Origin of the sequence: Sorangium sp. So ce394 (assembly GCF_051474665.1) — a bacterium.
GTDB classification, from domain to species: domain Bacteria; phylum Myxococcota_A; class Polyangia; order Polyangiales; family Polyangiaceae; genus Sorangium; species Sorangium cellulosum_D.
This window is the reverse complement of the sequence record NZ_CP150339.1, coordinates 11,344,814-11,362,499: the sequence shown is the minus strand read 5'-3', so window position 1 is coordinate 11,362,499 and position 17,686 is coordinate 11,344,814. Positions and strand designations below refer to the sequence as shown.

The following is a 17,686-nucleotide window of genomic DNA, read 5'->3' as shown; positions in this document are numbered from 1 at the left end:
GCGGCGCGACATCCGTTCTCACGAGCGTGCTTTGCGCGCGCGCGAGCGAGCTTTGGTGTCGCGCCGAGTCTGCTAAGACAGGAGCCTCGCCGTTCATCGCCGGTGTCTGGCTTGGCGCGTCTGCCTGCCCAAGCTGCTCCACCGCGCGCTGGCGACTGGAGGTCTCATGCGTCATCTCGGCGTCTCCTCTGCGCTCCTCGCTGTTCTGGGGGCCGCGACCTCGGGTGCGTTCGTCGCGGTCGGCTGCCATGCCTCGGGCCCGCGCCACGATCCCGGCGCGGGCGGCGCGGCCGCCGGCGCGGGCGGCGGCGGCGGCGACGGCGGCGCGGCCGGGAGCGGCGGCGGCGGCGCCCCTTCGGAGCCCGGCTTCGGCGGGGCGGTCTCCCCCGGCGAGGACGCCGGGGTCGTCGACGGGGCCGTGAACCCGTGCGGCACGGAGTGCGGGCCGGAGGAGCTCTGCGACGTCGGCCACCTCGGCCTCGACGACGACTGCGACGGTCAGGTCGACGAGACGTGCTCCTGCGTCGCGGGGCAGGCGCACGCGTGCTTCATGGGCGATCCGTCGTACCGCGCGGTGGAGGGGTGCTTCTCGGGCACCGAGCTGTGCAACGAGGTCGGCGTGTGGGGGCCGTGCCTCGGCGGCCGTCACGCGACCGAGAGCTGCTTCAGCGAGAGCCCGGCGGGCTGCCACGCGCTGCAGGCGCCGCCGTTCGCCGACGTGAACCTGAAGGAGGGGACAGGCACGTTCAGCGCGGACGCCGAGCCCGGATCGGAGACGTGGACCGTGGTTTGCCCGGCGGGCATCGAGCCGTGTCCGGCCGTGTCCGGGGTCGACCCGGCGGATGATTACAAACCGCTCCAGTCGGGGGAGTACAAGGTCGTTTACACGAAGCGGCTCGCGGACGGCACGACCGGCTCGTGCGAGTATGCCCTTTACGTCGGCGCGCCCGGCCTGCGGGTCGAGCTCGAGTGGGAGCACGACCTCGGCGGCGACGGGGTGGATCTCGATCTGCACCTGCACCAGCCGAACGACACGCAGCCGTGGCGGGTCGGCGGATCGGCGAGCGACTGCGGGTACAACAACTGCACGGTGGAGGCGCTGGACTCGAGCCCGGAGATCCGCTGGTTCAGCGACACCGCGTCGCCGCCGGAGCCGGTGAGCTGGTTCCTCGACCCGGTGGAGGCGAAGAACACCTGTTATTACGCGCCGCGCGGGGCCGGGGAGGCGTGGCGCGCCCTCGGCCAGGGGTGCCACAACCCGCGGCTCGACATCGACAACATCACGTGCGATCCCGACGTGACGGACCCGAACAGCAACGATTTCTGCGCGCCCGAGAACATCAACGTCGACTTCCCGCCGTTCGGGCAGTGGATGCGGATCGGCGTCCATTATTATTCGAGCCACGGCCGGCGTTATGCGGTCCACCCGCGGGTGAAGATCTTCTGCAACGGCGCCCTCGGGGCGGATCTCGGGCCGACGGGGTTCCACGATCCGGAGGCGCCGGTCACGTTCTCGTCGGGCGACGGGAGCACCCGGTACTGGCTGGTCGCGGACGTCGCGTTCATCGACGGCGGCGAGTGCGGGGAGGACACGTGCGTGGTGAGGCCGCTGTACGAGGACGAGACGGTGAAGACCCCGCTGCTGACGACGCGCTCGTTCGTGGAGACGAGCGTCGGTCCGGGCTATCCGCCGCCGCCCTGAGGGCCGGTCCCTGGCGCGTCGCGGCGGGCGCGCGGCGAGGGGTCGGCGGGCGCGCCGCGAGGGGCGGGAGGCGCGCGCCGAGGGGGCGCCGGCGGCGCGCCGAGGGGGCGCCGGCGGCGCGGCGCGCGGGCGCTTTACAGGGGCGGCGGGGCGGTGCACGCTACCGGCATGGGCATCTTCGACCGGATGGGAAAGGTCATCTCGAGCAACGTCAACGCGCTCCTCGACAAGGCGGAAGATCCGAAAAAGTCGCTGGATCTCATCGTCGAGGAGATGAAGGACCAGGTCCGCGCGGCGCGGAAGGAGCTGGTCGACGCGGTAGCGGCGGAGAAGGTGCTGCGCAAGAAGGTCGACGAGCTCGACGCCGAGGCGGACAAGTGGGAGAAGCGCGCCGAGCTCGCGCTGAAGGCGAACGACGAGAAGCTCGCGCGCGAGGCGCTCGTGCAGAAGAAGCGGGTCGTGGGCGAGCGCGACCGGGCCGAGGCGATGCGCGCGGAGCAGCGCTCGGCGGTCCTCTCGATGAAGACCGAGCTCGAGCGCATGGAGGCGAAGCAGGAGGAGTTCCAGGCGCGGAAGGGCACGCTCGCGGCGCAGATCCAGCAGCACCGCGCCGGCGGCGGGGCCGAGGGGCTCGGGTCGCGGGGCGGCCAGAGCGCGTTCTCGGAGTTCCGGCGCATGGAGGAGCAGGTCGAGGGGCAGGTGGCGCAGGTCGCGGCGTCGCGCGAGGTCGAGGAGGCGATCTCCGGTGGCGGGCTGTCGGCGGCCGAGCTGGAGGCGAAGTTCGCCCAGCTCGAGCACGGCCGCGGCAGCGCGGGCGGCGCCGACGCGGACAGGCCCGGCGGGTCGGCGGTCGACGATGAGCTCGCCGCGCTGAAGAAGAGGATCCGGATCGGCTCCTGAGGGACCGGCGGGGGAGAGCGGCGCGGGGGAACGGCGCAGGCGGCGTTCGCCCTCGCGGGCCGCGCGCCGCGGGGCGGGCGCTGACCGAGCGCCATTCTGTGAACGGCGATTGCCAATCGTTGGACGGGGAGGACGGCCGCGTCTCGGATCGGCGCTGGCCGCGTGCGCACGTCAGGGGAGGGCGGCGGTGGCGCGCGCGCGCCGGGCCCGTCTGGGTCGATTCTTTTGGCGTGCATGTGGCTCATGGTACGCTTTGTCGCACCACAGAGAGAGAGCTGAGGTGCGAATGAAATGGACATCGATTGTCTTTCTTGGATGCCTGTTGATCGCTTGCGGGGACGATGATCCCAACCCCGGCACCGGCGGCGCGGGCGGCAATGCGGAGGGCGGCGGCGGCGCCGGGGCGGGCGGCAATGCGGAGGGCGGCGGGGGCGCCGGGGCGGGCGGCAATGCGGAGGGCGGCGGCGACGCCGGGGCGGGCGGCAATGCGGAGGGCGGCGGCGACGCCGGGGCGGGCGGCAATGCGGAGGGCGGCGGCGACGCCGGGGCGGGCGGCAATGCTGAAGGCGGCGGGGGCGCCGGGTCGGGCGGCAATGCGGAGGGCGGCGGGGGCGCCGGGGCGGGCGGCAATGCGGAGGGCGGCGGCGGCGCGGGCTCCGGTGGCAATGCGGAGGGCGGCGGCGGCGCGGGGTCGGGCGGCAATGCGGAGGGCGGCGGCGGCTCGGACGGCGGACTCGAGACGACAGAGCTCGCCATCGCTGCCGACGAGGACGGCACCGCCGGCTGCGCGACGTTCGTGGATGGGGTCTGGGGCGTCGATGAAACCGAGTTCTTCGGGGGCGAGCCCACCAACTACAGTTGCGCCCTGGTGCCCGTGCGGGTCGAGGGGGATGCCTACTGGATCTCGTCGCGCGACTTCGCGGGGACCATCGACGGCTACGATCTGAACTACAGCTTCCTGAGCGCCGCCGCGCGGATCGAAGAGACGAGCTCCTCGTTCATCCTCCTCGACACGGCGTTCGAGGAGATCTTCTCAGGGACCCTGAACGTGACGTCGCTCACCGACGATAGCGTCACCCTGTCGATCGAGTAGCCGGACGGCGCCGCTCGCGGTTCGGCGGCGTGCATGGCTCGACAGAGAACGTACACGAGGAGAGAGATAAACAAGGCGCCAAGGGAGCAAAGGGGCAAGGGAGAGAGACCGATTCCTCGCTGTTCCGTCCTTTGCGCCGTTGCAGCTCCTCTTGCGTCGCGTCAGCGAGCCCTCGGCCGAGCCGGCGGACGGAGACCGACCGCCGTCCGTGGCTCGGCCGGGAGCTCGGCGCAGCCGCGGGGGATCAGCGCGGCTCGCTGACAGGGAGGCGGGACTCGACGTGGAGCTCGCGAGTAGCGGCGGAGCTGCTCTTGTGGGTGCGGGCGGTGGCGGAGATGCGGTAGGTCTTTCCGGCCTGCATCGCGGAGGAGAAGGAGACGCCCGGCCGGCGCAGAAGCCGCCGTCGAAGAATGGCGTCCAGATGCCGAGGGATTCCGTGGTGGTCTTGTAGACCCAGCCGGAGCCGACCTTCTCGAAGAGATCTGCGGCGACATAGGTGGCCCCCCCGTTCTCGCGGATGGGTGACGTGGTCATAGCTTTTGAGCACCCTGCAGTTTCCCGAGTCCGCGGTCGAAGGTTCCAAGTGGAACGTGGCCCGCCGCGCGTGCGACTTCGAGGATTAGACAATAGGAGAAGCCCAGTCCGGGGTGCTCGCGGAACTGCGCGACAGCCGCCCTTACCACGTCGGCGTCCTGGACCACCATGCAGTTGTGGTCCAACAGCATCTCTACGCCGTTCCCGATCTGCTCCGGCTCGACGCCGTACACGGAGTCCAGGACCCAAACGGCTTCCATGAGCACGAGATGGGAGATCCATGCACCTGCTTGCACGAAGGCCTCGGCAGCAGCGAGCTGCTTTGCGTCGTCGCGTGCCAGCAAGCGAACGAGGACATTCGTGTCAACGGCGCGCATGGCGGGCCCTCATGCGCTGCCTGATGCCTTCCTTGAGATCCTCAAGGCTTCGCGGTTCGGGTTCCCGCGAGAACAGCGCCCGGTGAAGGTCCTCGAAGCTGTGCCGACCAACGCGCCGCACGGTGATTCGATCACCTTCGGCATCCCATTCCAGGATGGATCCCGGCACGAGTTCGAGGCGCTTGCGCACCTCGGCGGGAACCGAGATCTGCCCCTGAGCCGTGACCCTGGACTGCGCGAGTTTCATGCTGGCACAGTACCATGGTAATGAGCCCCGAGCAAGGACGGTCGCTCGGTCCGTCGATGAGCCCGATGGGTCGCGAGGGAGGGGTCTCCCCCTTCGCTCGCGACGAGCCCCGATCGCGCGGCGGCGCCAGCCACTCCCGCTGAGATCTGCGTCCGTCTCGGAGCGATGGGTCACGCCTTCGCCCGAGGGCGGCCCCGTGCTGTCACCCTCTCGACGGGACAGGGCAGCCCACGAGCTCGATGGGGGGACGCGCAGGGCGCTCAGCGCGGCGCGCCGACAGGGAGGCGGGACTTGACGTGGAGCTTGCGAGTTGCGGCGGAGCTGCTCTTGTGGGTGCGCGCGGTGGCGGAGATGCGGTAGGTCTTCCCAGCCTGCATCTCGGAGGAGAAGGAGACGCCCGGGCCGGCGCAGAAGCCGCCGTCGAAGAAGGTCGTCCAGATGCCGAGCGACTCCTTGGTGGTCTTGTAGACCCAGCCGGAGCCGACCTTCTCGAAGAGATCCGCGGCGAGGTAGGTGCTCTCGCACTTGGCGACGTACTCGGGGTCGGCGAGGGTGGGCAGGCTGTCGGCCCAATCGACGGTGGTGCGGCCCGGGGAGACGGAGCCGCTCGGGTTCTGGGCGTAGAGCGAGGAGTAGCTCTGGACGTCGAGGACGACGCCCTTGTAGCAGCTCGCGGCGCTGTAGCTCTGGGGCGAGGTGTAGTTGATGCCGCCGACGAAGTTTGCGGTGGCGGCGGCGCCGGCGCACTCGACGCCCATGGCCTGCTCGGCCTCGGCGACGTCCTCATCCACCACGTCGTCGACGAGCGCGTCCTCGCCGGTGGCGTCGACCGCGCAACCCGCGAGCGCGATAGCGACGACGCCGAAGCAGACGAAACCGAGCCCGTTGACGATGCGATAGGTATTCATGACGATCTCCTGACTCCTGCGGCTGACCGCACGGGGCCGGTCGGACCGAAGGTGCTCGGTCCGCGGCCATCGCGCGGCGCGCCGCGAATGCGTTGCTGTTGGTTCGGCGGCGTCTCTCGCGCGCCGGACGCCGCCCTATGGAGCAACGGATATGCCAGTGCGTTGGCGCGGGGAGCCGCCGGAAGAGGCCCGGTCCAGCGAGGCGGGCGAGGCGCATTTCGAGCGGCTGCGAGGGGGTTAAGTCATCGAAACTCTATGAATTTCTGGCTCCGCCAGCGGCATGCCGCCCCGCAGGAAGCTCCCGCCGGACGCGCTGGCCCGCGGGACGCCGCGGCGCGTCCCCTGGAGGCGCCACCCCTCCAGGTGGAGGCGGCCGCCATCATGCCCCTGGCGCCCGCCTTTCAGCTCGGCCACGTCGATGCGTTGCTCGCCGATGAGGTGCTGCTCGTCGAGGGGGCGTTGCTCGCCGTCGAGCTCGAAGAGGTGATTGAAGCAGCGCGATGAGCAGGGCCGGAGCTCAGCGCCGACCATCGACCGGGGAGGCCCCTCCGCCCTACTTCGGGCTCGCCCGCCCGATCGCGATCACGTTCTGCTGCGCCGCCGGCTTGCCGCTCTCCTGCACGGCCGCGCCGACGCGCGGGTGCGCCCTGAGGAGCGTCACCGTCAGCGTGATGCCCCAGCCGTCGTTCGTCTTCAGCTCCGCCTGCCCGTGGCTGTCCTCCACGGCCAGGATGAGCCGGCCGAGCGGCTCGAGCCCCGCCGGCGCGGCGCCAGGCGCGGTCAGCACGCGCTGGAGCGCCGACTCCGGCAGACCCAGGCCGAAGCCGACGTCCAGGATCGACAGCTGCACGCCCTGCGGCGCCTCGCGCACCGACACGACCGGGCCGTGCCCGGGGAGCCCGCGGCTCGCGACGTCGACGAGGAACGCCTCGAGCGCCTGCGCGAGCTCGCCCCGGTGCCCGAGCGCGTGCGTCGCGCCGCGGATCGGCTCGAGCCGCACCGCGCGGCCCGTCGCGCGGGCGGCGCTCGCGACCGCGTCGACCACGACGTCGGCGAGCTGGAAGGCGCAGAGCGGATCCGTCGCGTCGCGGGCCGCGAGCGGCCGCACGTTCCCGGACACGGGCGCCGGCTGCTTCACCGGGATCAGCGCGGCGACGTAGCCCGCGATCCACGACGATCCGTCGGACTCGCGGCGCAGCGGGCGCACCGAGATCACCGCGGGCTCGGGCGCGCTGACGCTGAGCTCGATGCCCTCGTCGCTCGCCATCACGCTGGACAGCGACACCTCCGCGCTGCCCGCCGACGTGGCGCCGAGGACGTCGCCCAGCGTGAGCGAGCCGGGCGGGAGCGCCGCGCTCGCGCTCTCCGCGGGCACCGTGACGTCGCGCGCGCGCAGCCACCTCGCGAACTCCGGCGCGAGGAAGCGGACGTCGCCGAAGGCGTCGGCGTACAGGAGCCCGACCGGCGCGCTCCGCAGCATCGACCCGAAGAGCTGGAGATCGTCGAGCGCGACGCGCGCGCCCTCGACGAGATCGTCCGCCGGCGCGTGGCCGGCCCGCCCCTCGCCCGCGCCGCCCTCCGCGATCGCGGTGCGCGCGAGGCGCTTGCGGCGCAGGAGGAGCGCGAGCTCGCGGCCGACGTGCTCGGCCCGCTCCGGCTCGCGCGAGTACGTCGACTCCGCGACCGGGCCGCAGAAGAACACGTAGCCCTCGATCTCGCCGAACGCGATGAGCGGGACCACGACCGCCGGCATGTCCTGCTTCGTCAGGAAGCGGCGCGCCAGGCGGATCGCCGGCACGCCCTGCTCGCTGCTGTACGGCGGGCGGCGCACGTCGTGGCGGCGCTCCGCGACGAGGCTCTCGCCGCCCTGCCGATCGTTCCAGAACTTGAGGTGCCAGCTGCCCGGCGGCAGCTCCGCGACGAGCACGAGATCCGCCGGGTGCGCCTGCTCCGCGAGCCGCGCCACGCGCGGCCAGAACTCCTCGTCCGGCAGCGTGTGGACCCCCTGCATGCGGAACAGCGCGGCGCGCTGGATGAGCTCAGCGGCGCGATCGACCGAGCGCTGGACGGCGAGCCCGCGCAGGATCATCACGCCCGCGAACGCGACCGCGAGGCCGAACAGGGTGCTCGGCAGCGGCAGGAGGCTCGCCTCGGCCCGCGCGGCGAGCGCGCCCTGGCCCGCGGCGAGCGCGAACACGGCGAGGAACAGCGCGGCCGTCGCGACCAGGCTGCCGTGGCGGCGGCGCGCGAGCCCCACGAGCCCGCCCGCCGCCAGCACGAACAGCGCCGGCACCCAGGCCGGGGCCGAGGCGCGCCGGCCGCCGTCGAGCAGGCCGCCGAGCACCGCGGCGACGCCCTTCGCCGGCGACAGCGCCGACGTCGCGACCGCCTGGGGCGGGACGCCCCCCGCGCCGACCGCGACGACCGCGACGCGGCCCTCGAGCGCGGCCACCGGGACCTGGCCGTCCGCGAGATCGCGGAGGCTGACCGCGGGGACGCTCTGCGGCGCCTTCTTGATCACCCAGGGCGCCGCGGAGACGCCGAGCGCGCCGAGCTCGGCCGCGCGCTCCTCGGCGCCCAGCGAGAAGAAGCCGACGACCTCGCCCGCGCTCAGGCGGAGGAGCGCCGGCGGCATCCGGACCACGGGCGCGGCCCCCGCGCCGCGGCCCGCGGCGTCGCCGCCGCAGAACGCGTCCGCCGGGGGGATGAGCAGCGCGCCCCGCGCGCGCCCGCGCTCGAGCAGCCCGGGGAGCGAGCGCTCGCAGAGCCCGTCGCGCAGCGCCTCGGGCGAGGCCGTGACGAGCAGCACCTGCGCGGAGGGCGCGGCGTCGGCGAGCGCCGACGCGGTGAGGCCGCGCGCCACGTAGTCGAACCGATCGAGCGGCGCCACGGCGGCGATCAGCGCGCCGGCGGCGATCGAGAGCACATCGGGCCTGAGCCACGCGGAGCGCGCCGCCTCCGCCTGCGAGGTCATCGGACGCGGGATGCGAAAGGGCTTGGGGATCCGCGGACGGTAGGTCTTCGCCATACTCGCTGAAGAACGCAGCGCGAAAGGGGGCGCCGGACGCCCGGGCTGCCAGAGCGTCGCATCGTGGTCGCATCGATACAATTGTCTACCGAGGTCCGCTGCGCCAAATGCATCTGCGGTTCGAGAAGCAGGACGCCCCCTAGGGCGCGCCGGGGCGCCCCGCGCGCGGCGCGCCCGTGCCCATGCGCGGCGCGGCGCTCCGACCGAGCCGCCGCGCCGCAGCGCAGCGGCGGATCTGTTCGAGACAAGGTGCGATGTGGTGCTCCGCACCCTCCGCCGAGGCGCGTTGTGTTGCGGGCGGCGCCCGTGTGATGCGACGTCGGCGCGCGCTGAAGATTGGGCTGGATCGGCCTGTCGGAAGGGGTTTGAATCGCTCTGGGTATGCGCCGCACTTCACCCTCTCTCCGGGCCGCTCCTGTCCTCGGGTTGTTCGTTCTGGCAAGCAGCGTGGCCTTCTCGGCCTCGAGCTGTGGCTGCGAGTCGGACGTGCAGGTCTTCGATTCATCGGGCGGCGGCGGCGCGGGCGGCGGCGGCGCCGGCGGCGCGGGCGGCGCGACCGGCGGCGGCGGGGCCGAGGCCGGGAGCGGCGGCGGGGGCGCGGCGGAAGGCGGCGGCGGGGCCGGCGGGGAGGGCGGGGTCGCGCTGCCGGACGAGCTGCCCGACTTCACCGAGGAAGAGCTCGAGCCGACCGAGGCCACGGACGGCATCCCGGCCCCGCTGCCGGGCGTGTACACGGACAAGGGCACGGCCGGCGGCGACGAGATCGTCCGCGCGCTGATGGGCTTCCCGATCCGCAACGCGGGGCTCCTCGACAAGGCGATCGAGGAGATCTACGACCCCGAGGGCCCGAGGTTTCGGCAGTACTTCACCCCGGAGGCGCTCATCGCGGCGCACGCGCCGCGGGAGCTCGACGTGCACCTCGTGAAGCTCTGGCTGGAGGAGCAGGGGCTCACGGTGAACTTCACGGCCACGAACCGGCTGCTGATCCAGTTCACCGGCACGGTGGCGCAGTTCAACGAGGCCTTCAAGACCGAGCTCCGGGTCTTCGAGCGCGAGAACCCGCAGGCGGGCAATCCCCCGTTCGACGTCTACGGCACCCTCGGCGAGCTCACCGTGCCGACGTGGGTGTCCGCTCGCACGACCGGCATCATCACGGCGGATCTCGCGGCGAGCGCCAAGCCGCTGCCGGCCGAGGGCGGCAGCATCGCGCCGGATCCGCCGGACAACGTCGAGGATGGGATGACCCTCGCGAAGATCGCGGCCGCGTACGATCTCGACGACCTCTACGAGCTCGGGTTCCGGGGCCAGGGCGTGAAGCTCGGGGTCACGGTCGGCGCCACCTTCAAGTACAGGGATCTCCAGTCGTTCTGGCGGGCGCTCGGCGTGCAGCGGGCGAACCCGGAGGTCGTCGTGACGATGGAGCCGATCGCGACGCGCTACCTGGAGTCGACGCTCGACGTCCAGTGGTCGGGGGGCCTCGCGCCGGAGGCGGAGCTCGTGGTGTACCAGGGGCCCGACGCGCGCAACACGTCGATGGTCTACACGTTCAACGAGGCGATCGCGCGCGGCGAGGTGTCGGTCATCACCGACTCGTTCGCCCACCGCGAGGACTCCGAGCCGCCGGCCGTGCGGCTCCAGTACCACAACGCGGCGCGCATGGCCGCGGCGCTCGGGATCACCGTCGTCGCGGCGACCGGCGACTCGGCGCAGACCGACACGCCGTCGGCGAGCCCGTACGTGACCGGCGTCGGCGGGACGTCGCTCTGGCTCACCAGGAACGGCGAGGTCGAGAGCGAGGTCGCCTGGCCGCGCTCCGGCTCCGGCCCGACGCTCTCGTTCCCGATCCCCTCGTGGCAGGTCGGGGTCGTGGAGGGCTCCGACGGCAAGCGCGCGGTCGCCGACGTCGCCATGCACGCCGCGGTCTCGCCGGCCGCGTACTGGGTCTACTACCTCGGCGAGTGGCAGCGCTACGGCGGGACGTCGTTCTCCGCGCCGGCGTTCGCGGGGCTCATCGCCGTGGTGAACAGCTACCGCGAGGCGCAGGGGCTGCCGCGCGTCGGGTTCCTCAACTCGATCCTCTACACGACGCCCGACGTGCAGGCGACGTTCCGCGATATCGTGAGCGGCGAGACGGAGTTCTTTGCCGCGGGGCCCGGCTGGGACTACCCGACGGGCTGGGGCGCGCCGAGCGCGATCGGCCTCGCCACCACGCTCCCGTAGCGGCGCTCCCCGCCCGACCGGGCGGCGCCGCGCGAAGGCCCGACCCGCCCGCCGCCGCCGCCCCGCCGCCCGCAGCATGCTCGACAACCTGCCGCTCTTCCCACCGAACGGGCTCGATCGGAGCCTCCACACCGCGGTCCTGATCGGGCTCGTCTTCGGGACGTTCTTCACCGAGACGCTCGGCTGGACGTACGCGGGGCTCGTCGTGCCCGGCTACCTCGCGACGGTGTTCTTCGCGGCGCCGGTCACCGCGGTGTTCATCATCGCGGAGTCGGTCGTGACGTACCTGTTCGTCGCGCTGATCGGCCGCTGGATCACCCGGACGGGCGCCTGGTCGACGGCGTTCGGGCGCGAGCGGTTCTACCTGTTCATCGTCGGCGCGGTGATCGTGCGGCTCTTCGTCGAGGGCTTCGTCGTGCCCGAGGTGTCGGCGCGGTACGACTTCGTGCACTCGCGGGAGCTCTACAGCATCGGGCTCGTGCTCGTGCCGCTCATCGCGAACGCCTTCTGGAACAGCGGCCTCGTGCGCGCGGCGCCGCGGCTCGCGGTCGTCACGGCGCTGACGGCGCTCGTGCTCGGCGTGCTGCTCCGGACGACGAACCTCTCGGTCTCGCGCTTCCAGGTCCTCAACGAGAGCCTGTCGCTCGAGTTCCTCGAGCTGCCGAAGGCCCACATCATCCTGGTCATCGGCGCGCTGCTCGGCGCCCGCAACAACGTCCGCTACGGGTGGGACTACAACGGCATCCTCGTGCCCGGCCTCCTCGCCGTCGCCTGGTACGAGCCGACGAAGCTGCTCACGACGACGATCGAGGCGCTCGTCGTCTACTACCTCTCGCGCTGGATCACCTCGGTCCGCCCCTTCTCCCGGATGCTGCTCGTGGGGCCGAGGCGCATGATCTTCGTGTACGTGCTCGGCTTCATCGTGAAGATGGCGATCGGCTTCGCCATGGTGCGGTTCGCGCCGGGGCTGCAGATGATCGACTACTTCGGGTTCGGCTACCTGCTCCCGAGCCTGCTCGCCGTGAAGATGTGGAACAAGGAGCACGTCGGCATCGTGATCATGCCGACGATCCAGGTGTCGCTCACGGCGTTCCTGGTCGGCAACGGGGTCGGCTACGCGCTCGTCGCGCTCGGCTGGGGCAGCGCGCCGCCGCCGCCCGCGGCCGAGGTCCGCCCGCCGCCGCGCGTCGAGAGCGCCGCGCTGTCGCTCGTGCTGGCCGACACGACGCCGCGCCCCGGCCCGCGCCCGAGGGCGGCCGCGATCGCCGCCGACATCGAGTCGCGGCGCGTCGCGCACCGGCTCGCGCGCAGCGTGCTGCGCGACGGCCGGCCGGCGGACGAGATCCTCGGCGTGGCGGAGCGCGCGCGGCTCTTCGTCGGGCGCGCGGGCGACGGCGAGCGGCCGTGGTACCTCCTCGGCGCCCGGTTCGACGATCCCGAGGACACGCCGAGCGCGCCGCGGGCGGCGATCCGGAGGCGCGCCGGCCGGGGCCCGGGGGCGCCGGAGTGGGTGGTGCTGGCGGCGCCCGCCGAGGTCGGCTCGGCGCTGCCGGCGGTGGCGCTCCGGGTCGCGGAGCTGCTCGACGCCGCGGGGGTCGTGCTGCTGTCGCGCCACGGCGCGATCCGGCGGCACGACGAGGCGTTCGCGGCCTCGATGATCGAGGCGCTGGAGAGCCCGCAGGTGCTGATCGTCGAGCCGGGCGGCGGCGACGCGCCGGAGCTCAGCGTGGTGGGCACGCCGGCGGGGCTGCCGGTGGTGTCGATCGGCGAGGGGCTCGGCGCCGAGACGGCGATGACGTTCCGCCCGGCGGCCGAGCAGGCGACGCTCCTCGCCGACGCGCCGCGCCTGCGGGTGCCGCGCCACGTCGCCGAGGCGGTCGGCGCGCGCGTGCTCGGCGCGCCGGAGGTCGTGCGCTGGAGCGGGACGCTCGAGGAGGAGCTCTCGAAGCGGATGGTGTCCCTGACGGAGGTCCAGCCGGGCCGGTTCCGCCCGCCGTCGATCGAGGAGCTGCGGCTGTTCGACAGCGTCGTGGCGCCGCGGCTGATCGCGGCGGCGACGCGCCCCGGCGGCGCCGCCGGCGCGCCGCCGCCGACCGCGTGGGAGCGGGCGATCCTCGGGCGCCTCGGCTTCCGCGAGGTGCGCATCGGCGGGACCGACGCCGCGCCCGCGGCGTGGGGCATCGCCGAGCCCGGGCCGGAGGAGGGCGGCCCGGAGCGCCGCGGGAACCCGGCGTGGCTCGTGCTCGCGAACGCGCCCGCGCCGCCGCTACTGGCGCCGCGCGCGGGGGACCCCGCCGGCCCTGCGCCGTCGATCGGCGGCATCCTGCCCGTGTCGCCCTCGCCGGAGGCGGTGAGGACGGCGCTCACGGGCGCGATGCTGGTCGAGGTGCCCGCGCCGCGCTGGCAGATCGGGGCGTTCGGCGCGGGGCTCGCGCTCGCCGACGCGCTCTCGGCGCAGTCGCTGCTGCTCGCGGGGGCGGTGCCCACGGCGGAGCCGAGCGGGGCCGCCGACGTGCGGCGCGCCGAGGGGCTGCGCAGCTTCTTCCAGCGGGCGCACGAGGTCTGGGTCGGCGACGGCGGCAACGCGCTGTCGGTCCAGGCGATCGAGGCGGACCGGAGCTACGAGCGCGACGCGGTGGTCTCCTTCGGGTACGAGGTCGTGCGGCCGGAGCACGTGCCCACGTTCGCGGGGCCGCTGCTGGAGACGCTGCGCGATCTGGAGCTGCGCGTGGGGATCTTCGACGGCACGCGCGAGCAGGTGCCGTTCAGCGGCGCGACGGACATGGCGATGGCCTACGCGAAGCGGTTCGCCGAGGGGCGGTTCGCGATCGTGTACCTGGGCAGCGCGATCCGTCGCTTCTTCGAGCTCCGGCGCTTCGCGGCGCCGGGGCAGGGGGAGACGCGCCTCGAGGCGCGGCTCACGCGGCTCGGCGTCGCGCCGGTGCCGCTCGACGTGGCCGCGCGCGCGCAGGCGCTCGCGACCTGCGCGGGGAGCTCGGGCGCGGGCGCGAGCGGGGACGACGCGTGCCCGACCCGGGGCGTGACCGAGGGGTGCGATCTCTCTGCTGCCATGGAAGCTTTCCGTCGTTACGCGACCGAGCGGAACCCGTACTACCTGCGGGCGCATTTCTCGGCGCTGGCGGCTGGGCCGGGGGGCGGGTCCGGGCCATCCGCGCAGGGGAATGCGCCGGCGCTGGCGCCGCAAGGCGTGGCGGCGGCGCGTGGCGTGGCGGCGGCGGCGGCGCGGGGCGTGGCGGCGGTGGCGCGGGGGGGTGGCGCGGCGGCGCGAGCCGGTGCGGCGCCGCCGCCGCGGGTCGAGGCGCGGTGCCATGTGGAGCTCGGGCGCGACGTGATCACGGGGCGGCCGTGGGTCATCGCGGCCCGGCCGGGGGAGGCGCAGCTCCTGCCGATCGACGGCGCGCTCGTCGCGGTCCCGGGCGCCGCCGTGCCCGGCGGCGTGCGGCTGCGGCGCGCGGTCACCATCGGCACGAGCGCGCTCCGGACCGAGGCGGGCTCGCCGGGCGGCGGGGCGGCTCCGGGGGCGCCCGGGTCCGGCTCGTCGGTGCCTGCGTCCGGCTCGTCGGTGCCTGCGTCCGGGTCGTCGGTGCCTGCGTCCGGGTCGGCGACGCCTGCGTCCGGGTCGGCGACGCCCAGCGCGGCCCCGCGGCAGGAGGCGACCCCGTGACCGCCCCGGCGAAGCACCGCGCGCCGGCGGGCCACACCGCGCCCGCGCCGCCGCGCCCCGCGCGTCCGCCGCTCCGGGCGCGCTCGGCGACCGGGGGCTTCCGCGCGCACGCGAGCGCGCCGCGCAAGGCGCTGAACCCGCGCTGGCTCATCGCGATGGCGCTGCTCGGGGTGACGGCGTTCGCGCTCTCGATGCTGCCGGGCGCGCCGCCGCTGGGCACCTCGCTGCCGGCCGAGGACGAGATCCTCGCCTACCACATCGAGCCGGAGCGGGACCTCGCGATCAAGATCCCGGCCGAGATCGACGCGGTCGAGGTGACGACCTGGGCGGCCGTGAAGGCCGACGTCTGCGACTCGGCGCGGCGCTATCCCTACGGGTTCGTCGCGGCGTTCGTGAACGAGCGGGGCAAGGAGGTCGCGCGGCACGTGTACGACCTGGAGAGCCGGGTCAGCTGCGATCCGGACCGCCCGCTCGGCGAGGGCGAGTACGCGGCGCGGCTCGCGAGCGGCGCGGGCGCGGTGACGGATCCGCGCTCGACGCTGCTCATCACGCACGACGTGCTCCCGCAGGGCGGGCAGGTGCGGCTCCGGGCGAAGCCCGCCGTGGACACCGACGGCAGGCCGCTCGACCTCACGATCCTGTCGCGGCTGGAGGGGCGCTACCAGCGCAGCGAGGCGTCGCGCGCGCTCTACGAGCAGAGCCTCGACGCCGAGGAGCGGCGGCAGATGGGGCGCCGGGTATCGGCGCTCGGCTTCGCCGACCTGCCCGAGCCGTCGCGCAAGGAGCTGCTCCGGGGCTGGGCGCGGCGGCTCGAGGCCGGGGGCCGCGAGGGGATCGACTACGAGATGTCGCGGCTCCTCTTGCGGCGGTTCCGGATGCCGTTCCCGCGCGCCGAGGGGCGCGGCGCGTCCGAGTTCGTGATCGGCGAGCGCCACGCGGCGGCGCTGAACTTCCGCGGCCCGCTGTCGCTCGACATCGAGGGCCCGCCGGGCCGCACCGTGCGCGTCGCGGACGGCGCGAGCGCGCCGGCGAGCGTCGAGCTCGGCCCGCTCGGGCGGGCGACGGTGCGGCTGTCGCGGGAGGACATCCGGACGGTGGTGATCGACGGGGTCGGCCCGGATTTCGGCGTGCGGTTCGGCGCGCCGGAGGCGCAGGCGATGCAGCAGATCGGCGAGATCGTGCACCCGGCGATGCCCCCGCCCGCGGTCGCGGCGGCTCCTTCCGCGGCGGCGGAGGCTTCTGGCGCGGCGGCGGAGGCTGCTGGCGCGCCGGCGGACCCGGCGACGGACGCCCCCGGCGCGGCGCGGGCCGCGCCGTTGCGGCTCCAGACGCCCCCGGACGTGCGCCTGGTGCGCTACCTGGCGCTGGATCCGAGCGATCCGGTCATCGCGCGGATGGCGCCCGGGCAGGAGCTCCTCGGGCTCTTGATCCGGACCGAGATCGAGGCGAGCGGCGGCGCGAACCAGGGCGACGCGACGGTGGTGGCGCGGTGGGGGCCGGGTCCGACCGAGCGCGCGGAGCTCAAGGTGACGCTCCCGCGCTCGCGCTTCGAGTGGTGGACCGACGGGTTCGACGCGTCCGAGCCGCGGCTCGCGATCCTCCGGCCGCCGGAGGGGGTCGAGCGCATCGAGATCACGGGGGACGCGAGGACGCACGTGCGGCTGCGCGCGATCGAGCCTGGCGTGAACGAGACGCTGTACCGGCTGCCGTACCGGGTCACGCTGGCCGAGGACGAGACGTGGCGCTACGCGCCGTTCGACGTGAGCACGTGGACCGACGTCCGCGCGGCCAACCTCGACGAGCTGGAGCGGAAGGAGCGCTTCTCGGATCTGCGCGAGCAGGTGCGGATCGAGCGGTCGGGGGAGGGGGCGAAGTCGGACGCGGATCGCCCGGAGCGGATCCTGCTTCCGGAGCATGCGCCGGTGCGTCGGCGGCTCTTGATGCCGGCGTGGCAGTCGGCGGGGGAGGCGTCGCCGGGCGACGCGTGGACGCCGCTCTTGGTGGCGAAGGACGTGCGCGTGGACGGGGAGGGGGCGCGGGCGGGCCGGCTGTCGGTCATCTACCGGGCCGCGCGCGTGTCGTTAGGCAAGGAGGTCGCGGTGCGCGTGGACGGCGAGGTGGCGCTGAGGGAGCCGATCGTGGCGCTGTCGGGCGCGCTGCGCGTGGCGGCGCCTGCGGGCACGCGGCGGGTCGAGATCGAGGGGCTCGGCGACGCGGGGGTGGCGTACACGGACGCGCCGCCGGCGAACGGCGGGGCGATCGTGCGCCGGCGCGACGTGTTCGAGCTGACGCGGGCGCGGCCGATGACGTACCGGTTCAAGCAGGCGGCGGGCGAGACGCTGCACCTCGTGCTGTTCGTGGTGACGCCCGGGGAGAACGCGGACTACCGCATCCGCTACCGGATCGAGGGGGCGAAGCCTGGGTCGCGGGAGGCGGCGTTCTTCCGGCGGGTGACGATCCCGGACGGCGTGCTGGCGGGCCGTGGCGGGGATCTGACGCGGGCGACGCTGTGGGAGGCGGCGACGGAGGAGCGCGGCAAGGACGGGGTGGGGCGCGGGGTGATCCGGCTGGGGGACGATCTCGCGCCGGGGGAGCGGGTGGTGCGGCTATCGCTGCTCGGGCCGCAGGCGGGCGACGCGGGTGAGCCGGCGAAGACGGTCTGGGTGGGGGCGGTGCTGGTCGGGCAGCGGGCGCCGGGGCGGGACAACGGGCCGCGGCTGTGGGTGGAGGACGATCCGTGATGGGGGGGCGGGTGGAGCGGGGGCCTGCGGGCCTAGAGGGAGCCGGTGCGGGCGCAGGGCGGGAGACGCTGGGCAGCAGGCTGCGCGCCATCCGGGCGCGGATCGATCGCTCGGGAGAGCCGCTGCTCGACGAGGCCGGCGTCCGCCAGGAGCTCGCCGAGCGCCGGGGCGGCGTCGCGGCGCTGGAGCTGCGGGGCGATGCGCACCTTCGTTGATGCGGGGGTCCTGAGGGTCGCGGCGCGAGGTACGGG

The 17,686-nt window shown here is 74.2% G+C and carries 12 protein-coding genes; 8 read left to right on the top strand and 4 right to left on the bottom strand.

Features of this window, described 5'->3' with window-relative positions; genetic code table 11:
• The first annotated feature begins 166 nt into the window (after positions 1–166).
• The 3 genes from WMF33_RS41970 (at position 167) to WMF33_RS41960 (ending at position 3,695) form a co-directional block, all read left to right on the top strand.
• The gene (locus WMF33_RS41970; protein ID WP_437333847.1) at positions 167–1,702 is read left to right on the top strand and encodes a hypothetical protein; all 1,536 of its coding nucleotides are present in this window, start codon (positions 167–169) and stop codon (positions 1,700–1,702) included.
• 168 nt (positions 1,703–1,870) lie between these two features.
• On the top strand, positions 1,871–2,602 hold the full coding sequence (locus tag WMF33_RS41965; RefSeq protein ID WP_061623882.1) for a PspA/IM30 family protein: 732 nt from the start codon (positions 1,871–1,873) through the stop codon (positions 2,600–2,602).
• A 322-nt stretch (positions 2,603–2,924) separates the two neighbouring features.
• The gene (locus WMF33_RS41960; RefSeq protein ID WP_437333846.1) at positions 2,925–3,695 is read left to right on the top strand and encodes a hypothetical protein; all 771 of its coding nucleotides are present in this window, start codon (positions 2,925–2,927) and stop codon (positions 3,693–3,695) included.
• A 530-nt stretch (positions 3,696–4,225) separates the two neighbouring features.
• On the opposite strand, the gene WMF33_RS41955 is transcribed toward WMF33_RS41960, so the two are convergent.
• The 3 genes from WMF33_RS41955 to WMF33_RS41945 all read right to left on the bottom strand — a co-directional run bounded on the left by WMF33_RS41955 (position 4,226) and on the right by WMF33_RS41945 (position 5,761).
• Entirely contained in the window at positions 4,226–4,606 is a 381-nt protein-coding gene (locus WMF33_RS41955) for a PIN domain-containing protein (RefSeq protein ID WP_437333845.1), read from the bottom strand.
• Complete coding sequence (locus WMF33_RS41950; RefSeq protein WP_437333844.1) at positions 4,593–4,853, bottom strand: AbrB/MazE/SpoVT family DNA-binding domain-containing protein; 261 nt, start codon at positions 4,851–4,853, stop codon at positions 4,593–4,595. Before WMF33_RS41950 ends, WMF33_RS41955 begins: the two co-directional genes overlap by 14 nt.
• A gap of 260 nt (positions 4,854–5,113) precedes the next feature.
• On the bottom strand, positions 5,114–5,761 hold the full coding sequence (locus tag WMF33_RS41945) for a hypothetical protein (RefSeq protein WP_437333843.1): 648 nt from the start codon (positions 5,759–5,761) through the stop codon (positions 5,114–5,116).
• A 363-nt stretch (positions 5,762–6,124) separates the two neighbouring features.
• On the opposite strand from WMF33_RS41945, the gene WMF33_RS41940 reads away from it, so the two are divergent.
• Positions 6,125–6,265 (top strand): hypothetical protein, encoded by a 141-nt coding sequence (locus tag WMF33_RS41940; RefSeq protein ID WP_437333842.1) that lies wholly within the window; start codon positions 6,125–6,127, stop codon positions 6,263–6,265.
• A 49-nt stretch (positions 6,266–6,314) separates the two neighbouring features.
• Here the strand turns inward: WMF33_RS41940 and WMF33_RS41935 are convergent, their stop codons facing one another.
• Positions 6,315–8,735, bottom strand: coding sequence for a hypothetical protein (locus WMF33_RS41935; RefSeq protein WP_437333841.1), 2,421 nt, complete (start codon positions 8,733–8,735; stop codon positions 6,315–6,317).
• A 501-nt stretch (positions 8,736–9,236) separates the two neighbouring features.
• Here WMF33_RS41935 and WMF33_RS41930 point away from each other — a divergent pair.
• The 4 genes from WMF33_RS41930 to WMF33_RS41915 all read left to right on the top strand — a co-directional run bounded on the left by WMF33_RS41930 (position 9,237) and on the right by WMF33_RS41915 (position 17,650).
• A complete protein-coding gene (locus WMF33_RS41930; RefSeq protein WP_437333840.1) occupies positions 9,237–11,009 on the top strand; it encodes a S53 family peptidase in 1,773 nt (590 codons plus the stop codon).
• Between the two features lie 76 nt (positions 11,010–11,085).
• Positions 11,086–14,694: a poly-gamma-glutamate biosynthesis protein PgsC/CapC gene (locus WMF33_RS41925; protein WP_437333839.1), complete on the top strand. Its 3,609-nt coding sequence runs from the start codon at positions 11,086–11,088 to the stop codon at positions 14,692–14,694.
• Positions 14,691–17,435 carry a hypothetical protein gene (locus tag WMF33_RS41920; protein ID WP_437333838.1) on the top strand — a complete coding sequence of 915 codons (2,745 nt, stop codon included), beginning with the start codon at positions 14,691–14,693 and terminating at the stop codon, positions 17,433–17,435. The genes WMF33_RS41925 and WMF33_RS41920 overlap by 4 nt, the downstream gene beginning before the upstream one ends.
• Positions 17,432–17,650 carry a hypothetical protein gene (locus WMF33_RS41915; RefSeq protein WP_437333837.1) on the top strand — a complete coding sequence of 73 codons (219 nt, stop codon included), beginning with the start codon at positions 17,432–17,434 and terminating at the stop codon, positions 17,648–17,650. Before WMF33_RS41920 ends, WMF33_RS41915 begins: the two co-directional genes overlap by 4 nt.
• Positions 17,651–17,686 lie beyond the last annotated feature (36 nt).